Origin of the sequence: Singulisphaera photorubra, assembly GCF_045290345.1 — a bacterium.
In the GTDB taxonomy this organism is placed as follows: domain Bacteria; phylum Planctomycetota; class Planctomycetia; order Isosphaerales; family Isosphaeraceae; genus Singulisphaera.
The window spans coordinates 5,859,734-5,874,893 of sequence record NZ_CP155447.1 but is presented as its reverse complement, the minus strand read 5'-3'; the positions used below and the strand labels follow the sequence as shown (position 1 = coordinate 5,874,893).

Annotated in this window: 11 protein-coding genes; all 11 read left to right on the top strand. The window is 60.7% G+C overall.

Annotated elements, in window-relative coordinates:
- Positions 1-8: 8 nt before the first annotated feature.
- The 11 genes from V5E97_RS22165 to V5E97_RS22115 all read left to right on the top strand — a co-directional run bounded on the left by V5E97_RS22165 (position 9) and on the right by V5E97_RS22115 (position 15,154).
- On the top strand, positions 9-1,043 hold the full coding sequence (locus V5E97_RS22165) for an NAD-dependent epimerase/dehydratase family protein (protein ID WP_406693712.1): 1,035 nt from the start codon (positions 9-11) through the stop codon (positions 1,041-1,043).
- A 234-nt stretch (positions 1,044-1,277) separates the two neighbouring features.
- Entirely contained in the window at positions 1,278-4,160 is a 2,883-nt protein-coding gene (locus tag V5E97_RS22160; protein ID WP_406693711.1) for a zinc-dependent metalloprotease, read from the top strand.
- A gap of 320 nt (positions 4,161-4,480) precedes the next feature.
- Positions 4,481-5,494 (top strand): LacI family DNA-binding transcriptional regulator, encoded by a 1,014-nt coding sequence (locus tag V5E97_RS22155; RefSeq protein WP_406693710.1) that lies wholly within the window; start codon positions 4,481-4,483, stop codon positions 5,492-5,494.
- An 878-nt stretch (positions 5,495-6,372) separates the two neighbouring features.
- Positions 6,373-7,371 carry a DUF1559 family PulG-like putative transporter gene (locus tag V5E97_RS22150; protein WP_406693709.1) on the top strand — a complete coding sequence of 333 codons (999 nt, stop codon included), beginning with the start codon at positions 6,373-6,375 and terminating at the stop codon, positions 7,369-7,371.
- A gap of 254 nt (positions 7,372-7,625) precedes the next feature.
- Positions 7,626-7,928 (top strand): c-type cytochrome domain-containing protein, encoded by a 303-nt coding sequence (locus V5E97_RS22145; RefSeq protein WP_406693708.1) that lies wholly within the window; start codon positions 7,626-7,628, stop codon positions 7,926-7,928.
- A gap of 198 nt (positions 7,929-8,126) precedes the next feature.
- Positions 8,127-8,306: a hypothetical protein gene (locus V5E97_RS22140; RefSeq protein ID WP_406693707.1), complete on the top strand. Its 180-nt coding sequence runs from the start codon at positions 8,127-8,129 to the stop codon at positions 8,304-8,306.
- Positions 8,227-8,613 (top strand): DUF1549 domain-containing protein, encoded by a 387-nt coding sequence (locus tag V5E97_RS22135; RefSeq protein ID WP_406693706.1) that lies wholly within the window; start codon positions 8,227-8,229, stop codon positions 8,611-8,613. Before V5E97_RS22140 ends, V5E97_RS22135 begins: the two co-directional genes overlap by 80 nt.
- A 181-nt stretch (positions 8,614-8,794) precedes the next feature.
- Positions 8,795-9,808: a LacI family DNA-binding transcriptional regulator gene (locus V5E97_RS22130; RefSeq protein ID WP_406693705.1), complete on the top strand. Its 1,014-nt coding sequence runs from the start codon at positions 8,795-8,797 to the stop codon at positions 9,806-9,808.
- A 457-nt stretch (positions 9,809-10,265) separates the two neighbouring features.
- Positions 10,266-10,703 carry a hypothetical protein gene (locus V5E97_RS22125; protein WP_406693704.1) on the top strand — a complete coding sequence of 146 codons (438 nt, stop codon included), beginning with the start codon at positions 10,266-10,268 and terminating at the stop codon, positions 10,701-10,703.
- 46 nt (positions 10,704-10,749) lie between these two features.
- The gene (locus V5E97_RS22120; RefSeq protein WP_406693703.1) at positions 10,750-11,673 is read left to right on the top strand and encodes a DUF1559 family PulG-like putative transporter; all 924 of its coding nucleotides are present in this window, start codon (positions 10,750-10,752) and stop codon (positions 11,671-11,673) included.
- A gap of 208 nt (positions 11,674-11,881) precedes the next feature.
- Positions 11,882-15,154, top strand: a complete 3,273-nt coding sequence (locus V5E97_RS22115) for a DUF1553 domain-containing protein (RefSeq protein ID WP_406693702.1) — start codon at positions 11,882-11,884, stop codon at positions 15,152-15,154.
- Positions 15,155-15,160: the final 6 nt, after the last annotated feature.

The window sequence follows — 15,160 nt, the reverse complement described above, 5'->3', positions numbered from 1 at the left end:
GGATCCGAGTGGCCGACAGTGACCTGGTGACAGGAGGAACGGGTCTCCTGGGGAGCCACATCGCCGAGCAGCTCGTTGCGCAAGGCCGGCGGGTTCGGGCCTTGGTCCGCGCAGGGAGCGCCACGGCGTTCCTGGAGTCGCTGGGCGTCGAGATCATCCGCGGCAATCTGTCCGACCCTGCTGCCTGTGCCCGGGCCACGCAGGGGGTTGAGGTCGTTTACCACGCCGCCGCCAAGGTGGGAGATTGGGGACGCTGGTCCCAGTTTCAGACGGATTGCATTGATGCGACCCGGAATCTGGCCACCGCCGCGAGTGTGGCGGGAGTCGGTCGCTTCCTCCACATCAGCTCCACCAGCGCTTACGGCCACCCTCACGATCAAGTCGAGCCGATCGACGAGTCGGCGGCCATGGGCCAGAACGTCTGGGTCTGGGACCCGTATACCCGGAGCAAGGTCGAGTGCGAACGGATCCTCTGGCAGTTGGCCGAATCGGACCGACTTGCGGTGACGGTGATCCGCCCCAGTTGGCTCTACGGAGAACGTGACCGGACCACGGTCGCGCGACTCGTCGATCGGCTGCGGAGAGGGAAGGTGCCGATGATCGGCCGCGGCGACAATCCGCTGAGTGCGGTATATGCCGGGATCGTGGCCGAGGCTGCGATCCTCGCCTCCCGTGACCCCGGGTCGGCTGGCGAGGCCTACAATATCACCAACCAAGGCAGGATCACCCAGCGCGAGTTTCTCAACCTCTTCGCAGAGGCCTGCAACGCCCCTCCCGTCGTCAAACGCGTTCCCTATCGCGCGGTCTATTCCGCCGCGTTCCTGCTGGAGGCTCATGGCCGCCTGACCCGGCGCCCGCGCCCTCCGCTCATCACCCGCTACGCGACCTGGCTGATGGGCCGAGAACTTGAATATAGCACCGAGAAGGCCCGGATCCGGCTCGGCTGGGAACCCGTGATGACCTACCGACAGAGCATCGAACGCTCGGTCCAGTGGTACCTCGACCACGAGACCAGCTTCGCAAAAGCTGCGCAAGTTGCCTGAGCTCCTATTTCTTTCTATTCGGTCTAGTCGCTCTATCTTGCAGGTCCGAATTCATTCGCCCGGCCTCTTGCCGGTCCGTTTCGCTTTGGTCATCATGAAAATGTGCGGGTCGGGCAGTTGTTGCGGGCGTTCGGGACAAGTGCGCTGAGGCACCGATCGAGGAGGTCGGAATGGCCTCAGCCTGGCCGAAGTCAGGCTTCCCAGACCCGTCTCGAACCTTGCGAGGGGGACCGGATGAAACGGTATTGGGCGATGGGTTGGATCACGGCGCTCGCCGTGATGGCCGGAGTCAGCGGCCTGCGGGCCGACGATGAGAAACCGAAGCCAGCCGGCTCGGCGAGGGGCGATGATTCGGAGAAGAAATTCCGCGACTTCGCCGACGTCACCAAGGGAGCCGAGAAGATCGACGGCTTCCTCACACTCCACCACAAGGACGATCACCTCTACGCCGAGATCAAACCGAACCAGTTCAATCAGCCGATGCTCGCGCCGATTGCGATCGCGCGAGGCATGGCGATGGCCGGTCAACCCTTGAATTTCGGTGATGAGTGGGTGCTCGTCTTCAAGCGAGTAGGCGACAAGGTCCAGCTCCTTCGACGCAACATCCACTACAAGGCTCCCGCCGGCTCGCCGCTGGATAAGGCGGTCAAGCAGAACTATACCGACTCGGTCCTGATGGCCTTGCCCATTGTCAGCATCAACCATTCCGGCGGCCAGAGCGTCGTGATCGACCTCACCGACATCTTCTTTTCCGACTTTGCCCAACTTGGCTTCGGTTCGCTCGATCGGAACCGGACTCACTGGCACAAGATCAAGGGGTTTCCAAATAACGTCGAGCTCGAGGTCGAGGCGACGTTCAGCAGCTTCGGCCGCTCCTCCATGTCTTTTGGTGACGATGGCGTGGCTGACGGCCGGGGGCGGACGATCGTCATTCACTACAGCTTGGCGAAGCTGCCAGAATCGGGCTATAAGCCGCGCTTCGCGGACAACCGCGTCGGTTACTTCCTGAGTGCTCTGAAAGACTTCGGTCTGAAAGATCCGGACACCAATTTCGTTCGCCAGGTCAACCGTTGGAGAATCGAGAAATCGGATCCCAAGGCCAAGCTCTCTCCGCCCAAGAAGCAGCTCATCTGGTACGTCGAGGACACCGTTCCGCTCGAGTATCGCCCGTTCGTCGAGGCAGGGATTCTGGAGTGGAACAAGGCCTTCGAGAAGATCGGGATCAGCAACGCCCTGGCGGTCCGCTGGCAAGAGGACGGGCGGGATGATTTTGATCCTGAAGATATCAACTACTGCACGTTCCGCTGGATCACGACCAGCACGCCGTTCGCCATGTCCTGCTTGCGGGCGAACCCGTTGACCGGCGAAATGATTGACGGCGATGTCATCTTCGACGCAAGCTGGATCCATTACTGGAAAGAAGAGTATGCCTTCCTGACGGGCAGCCTTCCGGCGAATGGTCTGGATGGAGATCAGCTCGCGCCCTTGGATATCGGCCAGGTAATCAGTCCGATGATGGCGGCCAAGCAGGGCTTCGGGCTGCCGGTGACTTTGCCGTCCCGCCGCCCTGGGATCGGCTCCGCGCTCGTGGGCACCGACCTTCCCGAAGCGGTCCCGGCCGAGTGGTCCAGCCTTCAGAAGCAGTTGAGGAAGCGGCAGGTCTCGGGGCAGTTCTCGTCCTGTCAGTACAGTCTCGGAATGCGCCATGAGATGGGACTGGCGGCCATCAGTCTGGCGGCTGTCGCGAATGCCGACAAGGACAAAGACAAGGAAGATAAGGATAAAGACAAGGAGAAGGAAGAGGCGAAGCTTCCCGACGAACTTCTGGGGCAATTGATCAAAGAAGTTGTGATGCACGAGGTCGGCCACTCGCTTGGCCTGAGGCACAACTTCAAGGCGAGCTCGATGCTCACCGCCGACCAGTTGAACGACACGTCCATCACCCGGGTCAAGGGACAAGCGGGGAGCGTGATGGACTACAACCCGATCAATATCGCGCCAAAGGGGCAGAAGCAGGGCGATTTCGTGACGACCACGATCGGCCCCTACGACTACTGGGCGATCGAGTATGCCTACTCGCATATTGATGGGGATGAGGCCGACGGGTTGAAGAAGATTGCGGCCCGGTCGCCTGAAGGGGACCTGGTTTTCGCCACCGACGAGGATATGTATCTCGCCAACGATCCGCTGGTGAATGTCTATGACCTTGGGTCGGACACCTTGCGGTTCGCCAAGGAGCGGATCACGCTGGCCTCCCAACTGCTCAAAGATCTTGACAGCAAGGTGGTCAAGGATGGTGACTCCTGGGCGCGGGTCCGCAGCGCCTTTTCCACTCTGCTCAACCAGTGGGGTAACGCCTCCTACCTGGCCTCCTCGTATATCGGCGGGCAGTCGGTCTCGCGCGACCACAAGGGGAGCAAAGGGGAGCGTGATCCGGTCACTCCGGTGAAGGGCGCCAAGCAACGTGAGGCTCTGAGCTTTGTGACCGAGCAGATCCTCAGCGACAAGGCGTTCAAGTTCTCGCCCGCCCTACTTCGTCGTCTGACCGCCGAACGCTGGTACCACTGGGGCAATGATTCCCTTTCGTCGGGCGGCGCGGCCGACTATCCGATCAATCAGCGGATTCTGGGGATTCAGAAGATTGTCCTGAGCCAGTGCTTCGACGCGGGAGTCCTCTCCCGGCTTCAGAATCAGGAACTCGTGGCCGATCCGGGTAGTGAGCCGTTGAAAATGGCTGAAGTCTTTAGCGTCCTCACGGACGGCGTCTGGTCGGAATTGGCCGACAAGGGAGACGGTAAGGCGGATTTGGCCCTCTCGACCATCCGCCGAAACCTCCAACGCGAGCACCTGCGGCGGCTTTGCACGTTGGTGCTGGGCAACCGGCGGAGTCCGTATGAAGACATGTATGCGTATGTCAGCTTCTCGGGCGGGGGCTCGGTACCGGCCGACGCACGCAGCCTTGCCCGGTTCCATCTCAAGGAGATCAGCAGTCGGATCGGTAAGGTACTCGACCAGAAAGATGCCAAGTTCGACGACACGAGCCGAGCCCACCTCGAGGAGTGCCGCCACAAAATCGGCAAAGTCCTCGACGCGGGAATCGATTCCAACGAACCTTGATGATTGCGTACCCGCGACCTGACTCATAGACCTTGAACGAATTCGGTCCGGCCTCCACGTCGTGAGGGCCGGGCCGATTTTATTTGTGGATATGCGGAATTAGACGCAGGATCGGCCCGGTGAATCCCTGTTTCAATACGAACGAATGGCTGGTCATTGAGGAAGGGGGTGGCGACCCTTTGCCACCGTCGCATTGGAGTTATTGTGAAACGACCTGTTTTTTCGAGTGGGATTATTGATGATGGAATCATGACGTGGCGGGGGTAATGTTCGAGGGTTTTGCACGAGGTTTCGGCATACTGGCAAGGCGTGGTTTTCTCATGAGCGTGACAATGCGCGACGTTGCGAAACAGGCGGGGGTTTCCCTCCAGAGCGTGTCGAACGTTCTGAATGGGCGGACCTCGCAGATGCGAGAGGAGACCCGCCAACGCATTTTGCAGGCGATTCGTGAGTTGAACTATCAGCCCAATCTGCAGGCTCGAAGCTTGCGGATGCGTTGTACGAAAACCATGGCCTTTCTCACAATCGACCCTGCGGCCCGCTTCCTCTCCGACCCGTTCCATGTCGCAATTCTGAGCGGGATGGTCGAAACGCTCCGGCAGGAGGATTATGGACTCCTGGTCCACGGTTTCCATCCCAAGCAAGCCGGCGGCGGGTTCCGTCGCCTCGCGCATCAGCATCGGTTTGATGGAGCCGTCGTTCATCTATCCGGCTCAGCGGTGAGTCGGGCGGAGCATATCGAGGAGCTTGTGAGCACAGGCTCCCCGTTCGTCCTGATCGAAGACTGCGTGTCGGCTCCCACGGCGGCATGCGTTCTGGCGGACGACCAAGGGGGGGCCTTCGCCGCTGTTGCTTATCTCCAGTCCCGAGGAAATCAGCGGATTGGGTTCCTCGCGACGGACCGACTCTGGCCCGCCGTTGAGAAACGGATCGCCGGTTACGAAGCGGCGATCCGCGCCGGCGGAGGAGGTTGGAGCCAAGTCTGGGAAGTTGAGCGTGAGACCGTCGAGGGGGCATGTGAGCGAGTGGAAGCGGTCCTTCGTGATGATCCCAAGGTGACAGCGATCCTCTGTGCCAACGATGTCCTGGCCCTCGGGGCGAGCCAAGCCGCAAAGCGGCTGGGGCGCTCGGTGCCCGCCAGCCTGTCGATTGTCGGCTTTGATGATTTTGACTTTGCAAGGTATGTTGATCCCCCGCTGACGACTGTTTCCCTGCCTGGCGCCGAGATGGGCGGTCGGGCCGCTGAACTCCTCCTCGGGTATCTCAAGGATGGACAGTTCGCTGCCTCCGAGCTTGTCTTTCCTACCGTGCTGATCCATCGCGGGACCGCCTGAGAGACCAGTAGATGCATGCATAATAGATATTTCGCATGCATGACCGACTTTGCCCTCCACCAAAGAAAACCAGCAATTCTTCCGATAGAGAGCTTGACCGCCGTCGCTTCACCACTTAGGTTCTCTTTATCGATAAAGGGCGTGTGAAGACACATCAGCGTCTCACTCTCCTGTTCACTCCACCCGAGAGGAACGTTACGCCTCTCTCCTTCCTGCACATTCGGCCTTGCCTCCGAAAAAACTCGGTGACTCCTCTGTCGGACAGCCACTCCTTGGGCTGTCAGGTATCGCATGTTTCGATTCGCCGGGTTGTAAGTGGGTCTTGAATTATTGATCTATAGCCAAGCCGACAAGTCCTAATTCAATAGGGCTGAGCTCCCGGTCAAAACCCGTCTGTTTGCGGTGTAGAAGCTCGAAATCGGAAGTGAGATTGCATGGCCCCCTGTTCGGGGGACAGTTGCACACGCATGTCGTTTCTGGATCGTCAGCCTCACTCGAGATGGGGCTGCGGCGATAGGGACGATGATTTTCACACTCTTGAAATGTGGGGGAACTGTATCAATTCAAGGGAGCCATTTTCGAGGAGGAAACTCGCTTTTGACGGCAACGGCGAAGTTGCCTAACGCAAAACTTGAGCGATTGTTCTCAAGGACGTATCGCTCCAAATCATTGAGGCATGGATGCCAACTTCGATCGAATCCCATGCGGTCAGTGAGGAAGATGGTCCGCCGCATCGTGAGAACTGTCGGATAGTCATTGCCTTTAATCCCTGATCTCGATCGTTCTCATTTGCACCGCCTCTGACAACGATCGCTTCTTCTCGGCGTCGAAGTACCCCGCAACGATTTCTTTTCGGATCTTTTACGGGAGAGTTCTTCATGAGAAGTCAACGTCGTGGTTTTACGCTCATCGAATTGCTGGTCGTGATCGCCATCATCGCTGTTTTGATTGCCCTCCTGCTGCCGGCTGTCCAGGCGGCCCGTGAGGCGGCCCGTCGATCGCAGTGCATCAACAATCTCAAGCAGATTGGTTTGGGGATGCACAATTACGAAAGTGTTAATGGGTCGCTGCCGCCGGGCCAGAAGTCCTGTTGCTGGGGGACCTGGCTGGTGTTCATGCTGCCCCAAGTTGAACAGCAAGCGCTCTTCAATGCCTGGAATTTCGGCGGTGATCTCGTCTACTACCAGATGGGGAGCGCCTACGACGCTCCACTGCGTTACAGCGGGGCGGCGAATACGACGGTATCCGCAACGCGAGTGAATGCGTATATGTGCCCAAGCGACGGAAGTGGCACCAGCTTGGTAGGGATTGGTCGGGTGACCTCGCAGAACTACGTGGTCAATTACGGCAATCTGACCAGCTCACAGCCCGCCAGTTTCGCCTTTGGTGGGATCACGTTTCCATTTGGTGGAGCTCCCTTTACCGACATGAATGTGGCCAACCCAGGTATGGGCGGGCAACGCGTGGCTACCTTCGCTTCCATCAGCGATGGCTTGAGCAATACCCTGCTTTGCTCGGAGGTGGTCGTCGGTACCGGGACTGGGGGGCAGTATAACTCCTCATATGACCTTCGTGGTTTCTCGTGGTGGGGGAGTGCTGCGAGCTTCACGGCCTGGGTGGCACCCAACTCGACTCAACCCGACGTGACCGAAAACCAGGCCTATTGCGTCTATCCCTACCAGATGAATCCGCCATGTACTGCGCCCACCGCCACCTTACCGCAGTACAACGGAGCCCGGAGCAGGCACTCGGGCGGGGTGAATACCACGATGGGGGATGGCTCGGTCCGGTTCATCAAAAATTCGATCAGCCTGAACGTTTGGCGATCCCTCTCGACAACCCGAGGGGCTGAGATCGTGAGCAGCGACGCCTACTAGGCTCGAATCGAGTCGACCACCCGGGAGTCGCCGACGCCCTGGCGCGGTAGATTATCCCGGGTGGACCGCTCGCTTTGGACGTTGACGCCGACGACTCCACTTTCGATCTGGCATTCGGATTGTGTCCGTTCTCCGGATGGAGTTTGCCGACTCGCTGGCCGTTCGAACACTCTGCCTCTCGTATTGTCGGCTAGATTAAATGATGGAGATTCACTGGGAAGCGTGCTGCACGTGTCCCGAGGATCGTGTCCTGGTTGGCTCTTGCCGCAAGTGCGACGACCGTTGCCGAGACGGTCGACTATGCCAAGCAGATCAAACCGATCCTCTCGGCGCGGTGCTACTCCTGCCACGGAGCCCTCAAGCAAAAGAGTAAGTTCCGCACCGACTCAGTGAAGTCCCTGACTGCGGGGGGCGATAGTGAGTCGGCGGTCGAACCAGGCAAGAGCGATGAGAGTTTGCTGATCGAACGCATCATGGAAGAAGGGCCAGGGCGTATGCCTCCCCCCGGCGATAGGGAGGCTTTGAGCGCCGACCAAATCAGATTGATCAAAGCCTGAATCGATCAGGGGGCCGTCGCCCCCGCCGACGATTCTCTCGAACCCGATCCGCGTGATCATTGGGCGTTCCGCGCCCCGACTCGCCCTCCGGTCCCCTCCATAGGCTTCGCTCGAGATGGTAACCCGATCGACGCCTTCATCGTCGCGGGCTGGCAGGCGAAGGGTTGAACTCCGCAGCCCACGGCCCCGAAAGGTCTGTTGCAGCGTCGGGTCTTTCTCGACCTGACCGGCATCCCTCCCACGGCCGCGGAGCAGGCCACGTTCTTGAGCAACGACTCGCCGGACGCCTACGAGGGCGATGGTCGATCGTCTTCTCGCCGGGACGCACTCTGCCGAGCGCTGGGGACGCCACTGGATGGACATCTGGCGATACAGTGATTGGTGGGGGTTGGGGGCCGAACTCCGTAATAGCCAGAAACATATCTGGCATTGGCGGGATTGGATTATCGAGTCGTTGGATGCCGACAAAGGCTATGACCAGATGGTCCGCGAGATGATCGCCGCCGACGAGATCGGCTTCGACTCTGAAGAGAATCGCCACTACGTCACCGACGTCCACGCGACCATTCCTCACCTCTTGGGCCTGGGCAGCCGCAAGTGGGAGATCGCCGTGCGAAAGCGTCAGGAGATCGATTACGGGCAGCCGATTCGACAAATGTTTTTCAGCTCAGACAGGGCGGCTTAACGAATCATGCCAACAGGAGGAATCATCCCAGGCTCATCGCCCGGCCTCGGCTGCCTTTTTAGATTTGGAAAATGCTGGCATGGTAATGTAAGGTGGTCTTGCCTCAGGCTGGTTCAGACACGCCCCGCCGGGCTGAAACCTCAGAAGTAGTCCTCGGCCCAATGGCAAGGTGCGATTTTCCATGAGCGTGACCATGCGTGACGTGGCGAAACAGGCGGGAGTCTCGCTCCAGAGCGTGTCGAACGTCGTGAATGGTCGGACCTCGCAGTTGCGGGAGGAGACCCGTCAACGCATCATACAAGCGATCCGCGATCTGAACTATCAGCCCAATGTGCAGGCGCGGGGCTTGCGGCTGCAATATACCAAGACCATGGCCTTTCTCACCATCGATCCGGCGGTCCGCTTTCTCTCCGACCCGTTCCACGTCGCCATCCTGAGCGGAATGGTGGATACCCTCCGGCAGGAGGATTATGGGCTCCTGGTCCAGGGATTTCATCCTGATCAAGCCGCCGGTGTGTTTCGACGACTTGTGCGTCAGCGCCGGTTCGACGGCGCGGTCGTCCACCTCTCCGGTTCGCCGGATCGGCGGGCGGAGCACATTGAGGAGTTGGAGAGCACCGGTTACCCGTTCGTCCTCATCGAGGACCGTGCGGAGGCGCCCACTGCCGCCTGTGTTCTGGCCGACGACCGGGGGGGAGCCGCCGCCGCCGTCGCCTTCCTCCAGTCCAAAGGCAATCAGCGGATTGGGTTTCTCGCGACCGACCGCCTCTGGCCGGCCGTTGAGAAGCGTATCGCCGGTTACGAAGAGGCGATTCAGGCGGGCGGGGGCTGTTGGAGCAAGGTCTGGGAAGTCGAGCGTGAGACCGTCGAGGGGGCTCGCAGCCGGATGGAAGCCGTTCTCCGCGATGATCCCACCGTTACCGCCATCCTGTGCGCCAACGACGTGCTTGCCGTCGGCGCGATCCAGGCCGCCAAGCAACTCGGCCGCAAAGTCCCCACCAGTCTGGCCATCATCGGCTTCGACGACTTTGACTTCGCTCAGTACGTCGATCCCCCTCTCACGACTGTGGCCTTGCCCGGTGTCGAGATGGGAGGACGCGCCGCCGAACTTCTCCTCACTTACATCAAAAACGGCAAGTTCGACACCCCCGAGGTTGTCTTCCCCACGAAGCTGATCCGCCGCTGCAGTGCTTGATCTCCCACTGTCATGATGCAGCCTTTGCCGTTCGCACCCCTCGTGAGCACTCCTCCTCGAGTTCGGACTCGCGAAGAAAAAATCGACAAATCTTGCGATAGAGAACTTGACGGCCCTTGGTTCGTCTCTTAATTTCTCTTTAACGATAAAGTGCGGGCAAAAAAGTCCATCGGCGACTGGCTTTCACGGTGTCGTTTCTCGAGAGGAACCTTGCGTCTCCCACCTTCTTACGGGCGTAGGACTCAAGCCCGTGACTCTTCCGGTGTTTCTTCGTGCCGGGCAGTGATCTCGAGGCAGACCGTGGGTGGCCTCCTCGGGAGTCCGTCGTCACTTGACGGTAGTGATTCCTTCATTCCGTACCTCGAAGTCGGCGGATGCCGAATCGATTTGGCTGAGTTCGCGGCCAAAAACCCCGTCGGTTTGCGGCCTGAACACTTTAACTCGGAGGCGGATTCGCATGGGCTCCTCGCTCGGCGCCACTTGCCAGCGACTGTCGTCTGGGATCGTCGTTCTCGCCCTGTTCGGGGGCTGCGGCGGTGCTGACGATGACCTGCCGCGCCAGGAGATCTCGGGGAATGTCATCCTCCAAGGGGAGCCGCTCTTGCAAGGGATGATCCAGTTCCGGCCCGAGACTAATCAGGGGACCTTCGCCAGCGCGGCGATCAAAGACGGCGAGTATTCCATCCCTCGCCACGAGGGGCCGGTCGCGGGCGGGTATCGGGTGATCATTACCAGCCCCCCGAAGTCTACGGCCGCGCCGTCCGATAGCGGCCCGGGCAAGACCCCACCGTCTCCCCCGGACCTCATTCCCGCGAAGTACAACGCCTCGAGCACACTGAACGCCGAGGTCAAGGCCGGTCAACCGAATCGTTTCAATTTTGACCTGAAGAAGTGAGTGCACAGAAAAGCCACAATCATGCAGTCATGAGAGGGATCCGATCATGGAACGCAGGTGTCGTGGGTTCACGCTGATCGAACTGCTGGTCGTCATCGCCATCATCGCCGTTCTGATCGCGCTGTTGCTCCCTGCCGTGCAGGCGGCACGCGAGGCCGCGAGACGCGCCCAATGCATCAACAACATGAAGCAGGTTGGGATCGCGATGCACAACTATCACTCCACGGTCAACTCGCTGCCTCCCGGCAAGAGTGACTGTTGCTGGGGGTCTTGGGTGGTCTTCGTGCTCCCCTATCTCGAGCAGCAAGGTCTTCAGAATAGCTATAATTTCTCGTTTTCCCCGAGTTACAACGTCGGCCAGGCCACTTACTATTTCGGGGCCATCCAGACCACGGTCACCAATCGCAGGGTCGGTACGTTGACCTGCCCGAGTGACACGCCGAACGCGCCGACCTTCGGCGTCACGTCACACAGCTATGCGGTCAACTACGGCAACACGGCGATGGAGCAGCAGGCGGTTCTGAACGGGGTCCGGCATGGCGGTGCTCCCTTTATGAACATCTATAGCAGGCCTGGTGTGTATGGTTTTGCCGACATTCCCGATGGGTTGAGCAACACTCTCCTTGCCTCGGAGGTGATTATCGGGCAGGGGACCGATCTTCGCGGGTTCACCTGGTGGGGGGATGCCGCGGGCTTCTCGACCTATCTTCCCCCCAATAGCACGGCCCCGGACGTCATCTATACGTCGGACTATTGCAAGAGCGGTTATCTTCGCAATCCCCCTTGCATATTCCCCGATTCCAGCGCCCAGCCCCGCATGTTTGCCTCGCGCGGACGGCACCCCGGTGGCGTGAATACCCTCTTCGGTGATGGCAGTGTGAAATTCATCAAGAACACGATCAATGCCGTGACCTGGATGAGCGTCAGCACCACCAAAGGGGGCGAGATTATTAGCGCCGACGCCTACTGACCCCCCCCAAGCCACCCGGAAGACGGTTTCGCCCTGGTGCGGCCTTGTTCTGGGTGGTCGTCATCGCCGTCGCTTTCGACGACGACTTGGCCTTGTCGATAAGATATTCTGGTTACGGCCGTTCTTTCGCGGAGATCCCCAACTCCCCGGGCGCTCGGCCACACTGCCCATCGCATCGGTTGGCGGGAAAAGATGGAGATTCACCGGGATGCGTGCTGCACTTGCCCTCATGACCGTACTCGGGTTGGCTCTCGTCGCACGGACGACGCCGGCCGCCGAGACGGTTGACTATGTCAAGCAGATCAAACCGATCCTCGCGGCCCGGTGTTACTCCTGCCACGGAGCCCTCAAGCAGAAGAACAAGCTTCGCACCGACTCGGTGAAGTCCCTGATCGAGGGGGGCGACAGCGGGCCTGTGATCGAACTGGGCAAGAGCGACGAGAGCCTGCTGGTTGACCGCATCATGGAAGAAGGCAAAGGGCGGATGCCTCCCCCCGGCGATGGCGAGGCCTTGAGCGCTGAGCAAATCGCCTTGATCAAAACCTGGATTGACCAGGGAGCCGTCGCCCCCGCTGATGATTCACTCGAGCCCGACCCGCGCGACCACTGGGCTTTCCGCGCCCCGGTCCGTCCCTCGGTCCCGTCAGTCGGTGCCGATCGTCGCGGTAATCCGATCGACGCCTTCCTCGCCGCGGGTTGGAAGTCGAAGGGGTTGACCCCGCAACCACCGGCGTTCAAAGGTCTGCTTCAGCGTCGGGTCTACCTCGACCTGACCGGCATTCCTCCCACGGCCGAAGAGCAGGCCGCGTTCCTGGCGGACAATTCTCCGGACGCCTACGAAGCGATGGTCGATCGCCTCCTCGCCGGTAAGTCGCACGCCGAGCGTTGGGGACGACATTGGATGGATATCTGGCGATATAGCGATTGGTGGGGATTGGGGGCGGAGCTCCGGAATAGCCAGAAACATATCTGGCATTGGCGAGATTGGATCATCGAGTCGTTGGATGCCGACAAGGGCTACGACCAGATGGTCCGCGAGATGATCGCCGCCGACGAGTTGACTCCCAACGATCCCGAGCGGCTTCGCGCCACCGGGTTCCTGGCCCGCAACTACTTCAAGTTCAACCGCAACACCTGGCTCGAAGAGGTCGTCGAGCACACTGGCAAGGCCTTCCTGGGCCTGACGTTCAACTGCGCGAAATGCCATGACCACAAATACGACCCCATCAGCCACAACGATTATTACAGCCTCCGTGCCTTCTTCGAGCCCTACCAGGTCCGGACGGATCAAGTCCCCGGCGAGCTCGATTTCGAGAAGGGGGGCATCCCCCGCGTTTTCGACGGTAATCTCGATGCCCCGACCTATCGCTTCGACCGTGGCAACGAGGCCCACCCGCTGAAGGATCAGCCGCTCAAGCCGGGGGTCCCGGCCTTGCTGGCCTGGGCTGATCTGGAGATCAAGCCCGTGGCCCTGCCAGTGGAAGCCTCGCGACCGGGGTTGCGTCCGTTCGTGCTCGAAGACCAGGTCAGGGCCGCAAACGCCCGGATCGCGACGGCCCAATCGGCCCTGGCGAAGGCGAGAGCCCAACTGGCTACGGTCGAGGCGGATAAGCCCTCGGCCACCGTTAGCGAGGCCGATGACGCGGGGAGCTTCAGCCTCCGTGACAACTTCGCGGCCCCTCGCCCCGACGCCTGGGAGACGGTGGCCGGTCAGTGGGACTACAAAAACGGCAAACTCTTCCAGGACAATCCGGGAGCGGTCCGGTCCGTGCTACGGACCAAGTCCAATCATCCGGTCGACTTCCGTGCCAGCCTCCGGTTTACGATCACAGGCGGCGACCCCTGGCGATCGGTCGGCTTGAGCTTTGATTCGGCTGAAGGACGTGAGGTTCTTGTCTATCTGAGTGCCCACGCCGGCGGACCCAAGCTGCAGATCGCCTACCGACAAGCGGGCAATGACGCTTATCCGCCGGGAGGAGCCCTGGGTCGTTCGATCAAGCTGGGCGAGCCGTACGAACTGACCGTCAGCGTTCGAGGGACGTTGGTGAACGTCGCGGTCAACGGCGAGCATGCGCTCGCTTACCGCCTGCCTGTCGAACGGGCTGCCGGGGCGATCGCACTCGTCACCTTCGCGGCGAAGGCGGAATTCACCTCGCTGGAACTGGTCGCGCTCCCTCCCGGTGAAAAGCTCGTCGCGGCCGAATCGCCTGAATTCAAAGGAGGAACGCCGCGCGACCAGGCCAAGGCTGCGGTGGCCCTCGCCGAGAAAGTTCTCGCGACCGCGCTGACCCAGCCGGAAACCTTGGAGGCGCGGGCCGCCGCCGATCGAGCACGCCATCGCCAGCCTCCAGCCGAAGACGCGAAGGCGCTGGCGATCAAGGCGGCGCATGCGGAGCGGCGAGAAGCCGTGGCCAAGGCCGAAGAAGAACTCGCCCGCCTTGAATTGCAGGTCGGCGACAAGGACGCGGAGGCGAATCGGAAGAAGCGTGAGGCCGCGACCGCTGCTCTGGCCGCGGCCCGCACGGCGTTCGCGGCGGAGAGCGAGGAGTATACCCCGCTCCGAGGGGCGGTAAAGGCGGCCGAATCGCCCACCGATAAAGACGCTCCGAACGTCCTGACCTTCCCTGCCACGAGCACCGGCCGGCGCACCGCGCTGGCGAACTGGTTGACCGACCGGAAGAACCCCCTGACGGCCCGCGTTGCGGTCAACCAGATCTGGGCACGCCACTTTGGCAAGCCCTTGGTCTCGACCGTCTTCGACTTCGGTCGCAAGGGAGCCCCGCCGACCCATCCCGAACTGCTCGACTGGCTGGCCGTCGACTTCATGGAGCACGGCTGGAGCATGAAACGGCTCCACCGGATGATCGTTCTTTCCGACGCCTATCGCCGCAGTTCTTCAAGCGTGGGCGCGGATCCGGCGACCCTGGCCGCCGACCCGGAAAACCGGCTCTACTGGCGGATGAACCCGGTCCGGATGGAGGCGCAGGTCGTTCGCGACAGCCTTTTTCATCTCGCTGGCGAGTTGTCCGATCAGGTCGGAGGTCCGCCCGTTCCCCAGACCGAAGCGATGTCTCCCCGGCGGAGCCTCTACTTCGTGCACTCGCACAACGACCACAACAAGTTTCTCTCCACCTTTGACGATGCCAGCGTGCAGGATTGCTACCGTCGCGGCGAGAGCGTTGTTCCCGTGCAGGCGCTGGCGCTCTGGAACAGCCGCCTCGCGCAGACCATGGCGGCGAAAATCGCGGACCGTCTGAACAGTCGGCTCGGCGAATCGTCCGACGCGAAATTCGCCGCCGAGGCATTCCTCATGATTCTGGGCACCGCTCCATCTGCCGAGGAACTCTCGGCCTGCGAGCAAGCCCTCACAGATCTGAAGATTCTGTTGGAAAAACGCGCTGCGGCTACGCCAGGTCGTCGCGCTCGCGAGATCCTCGTGCAGTCGTTGCTCAACCACAACGACTTCATCACCATCCGATAAGAACGG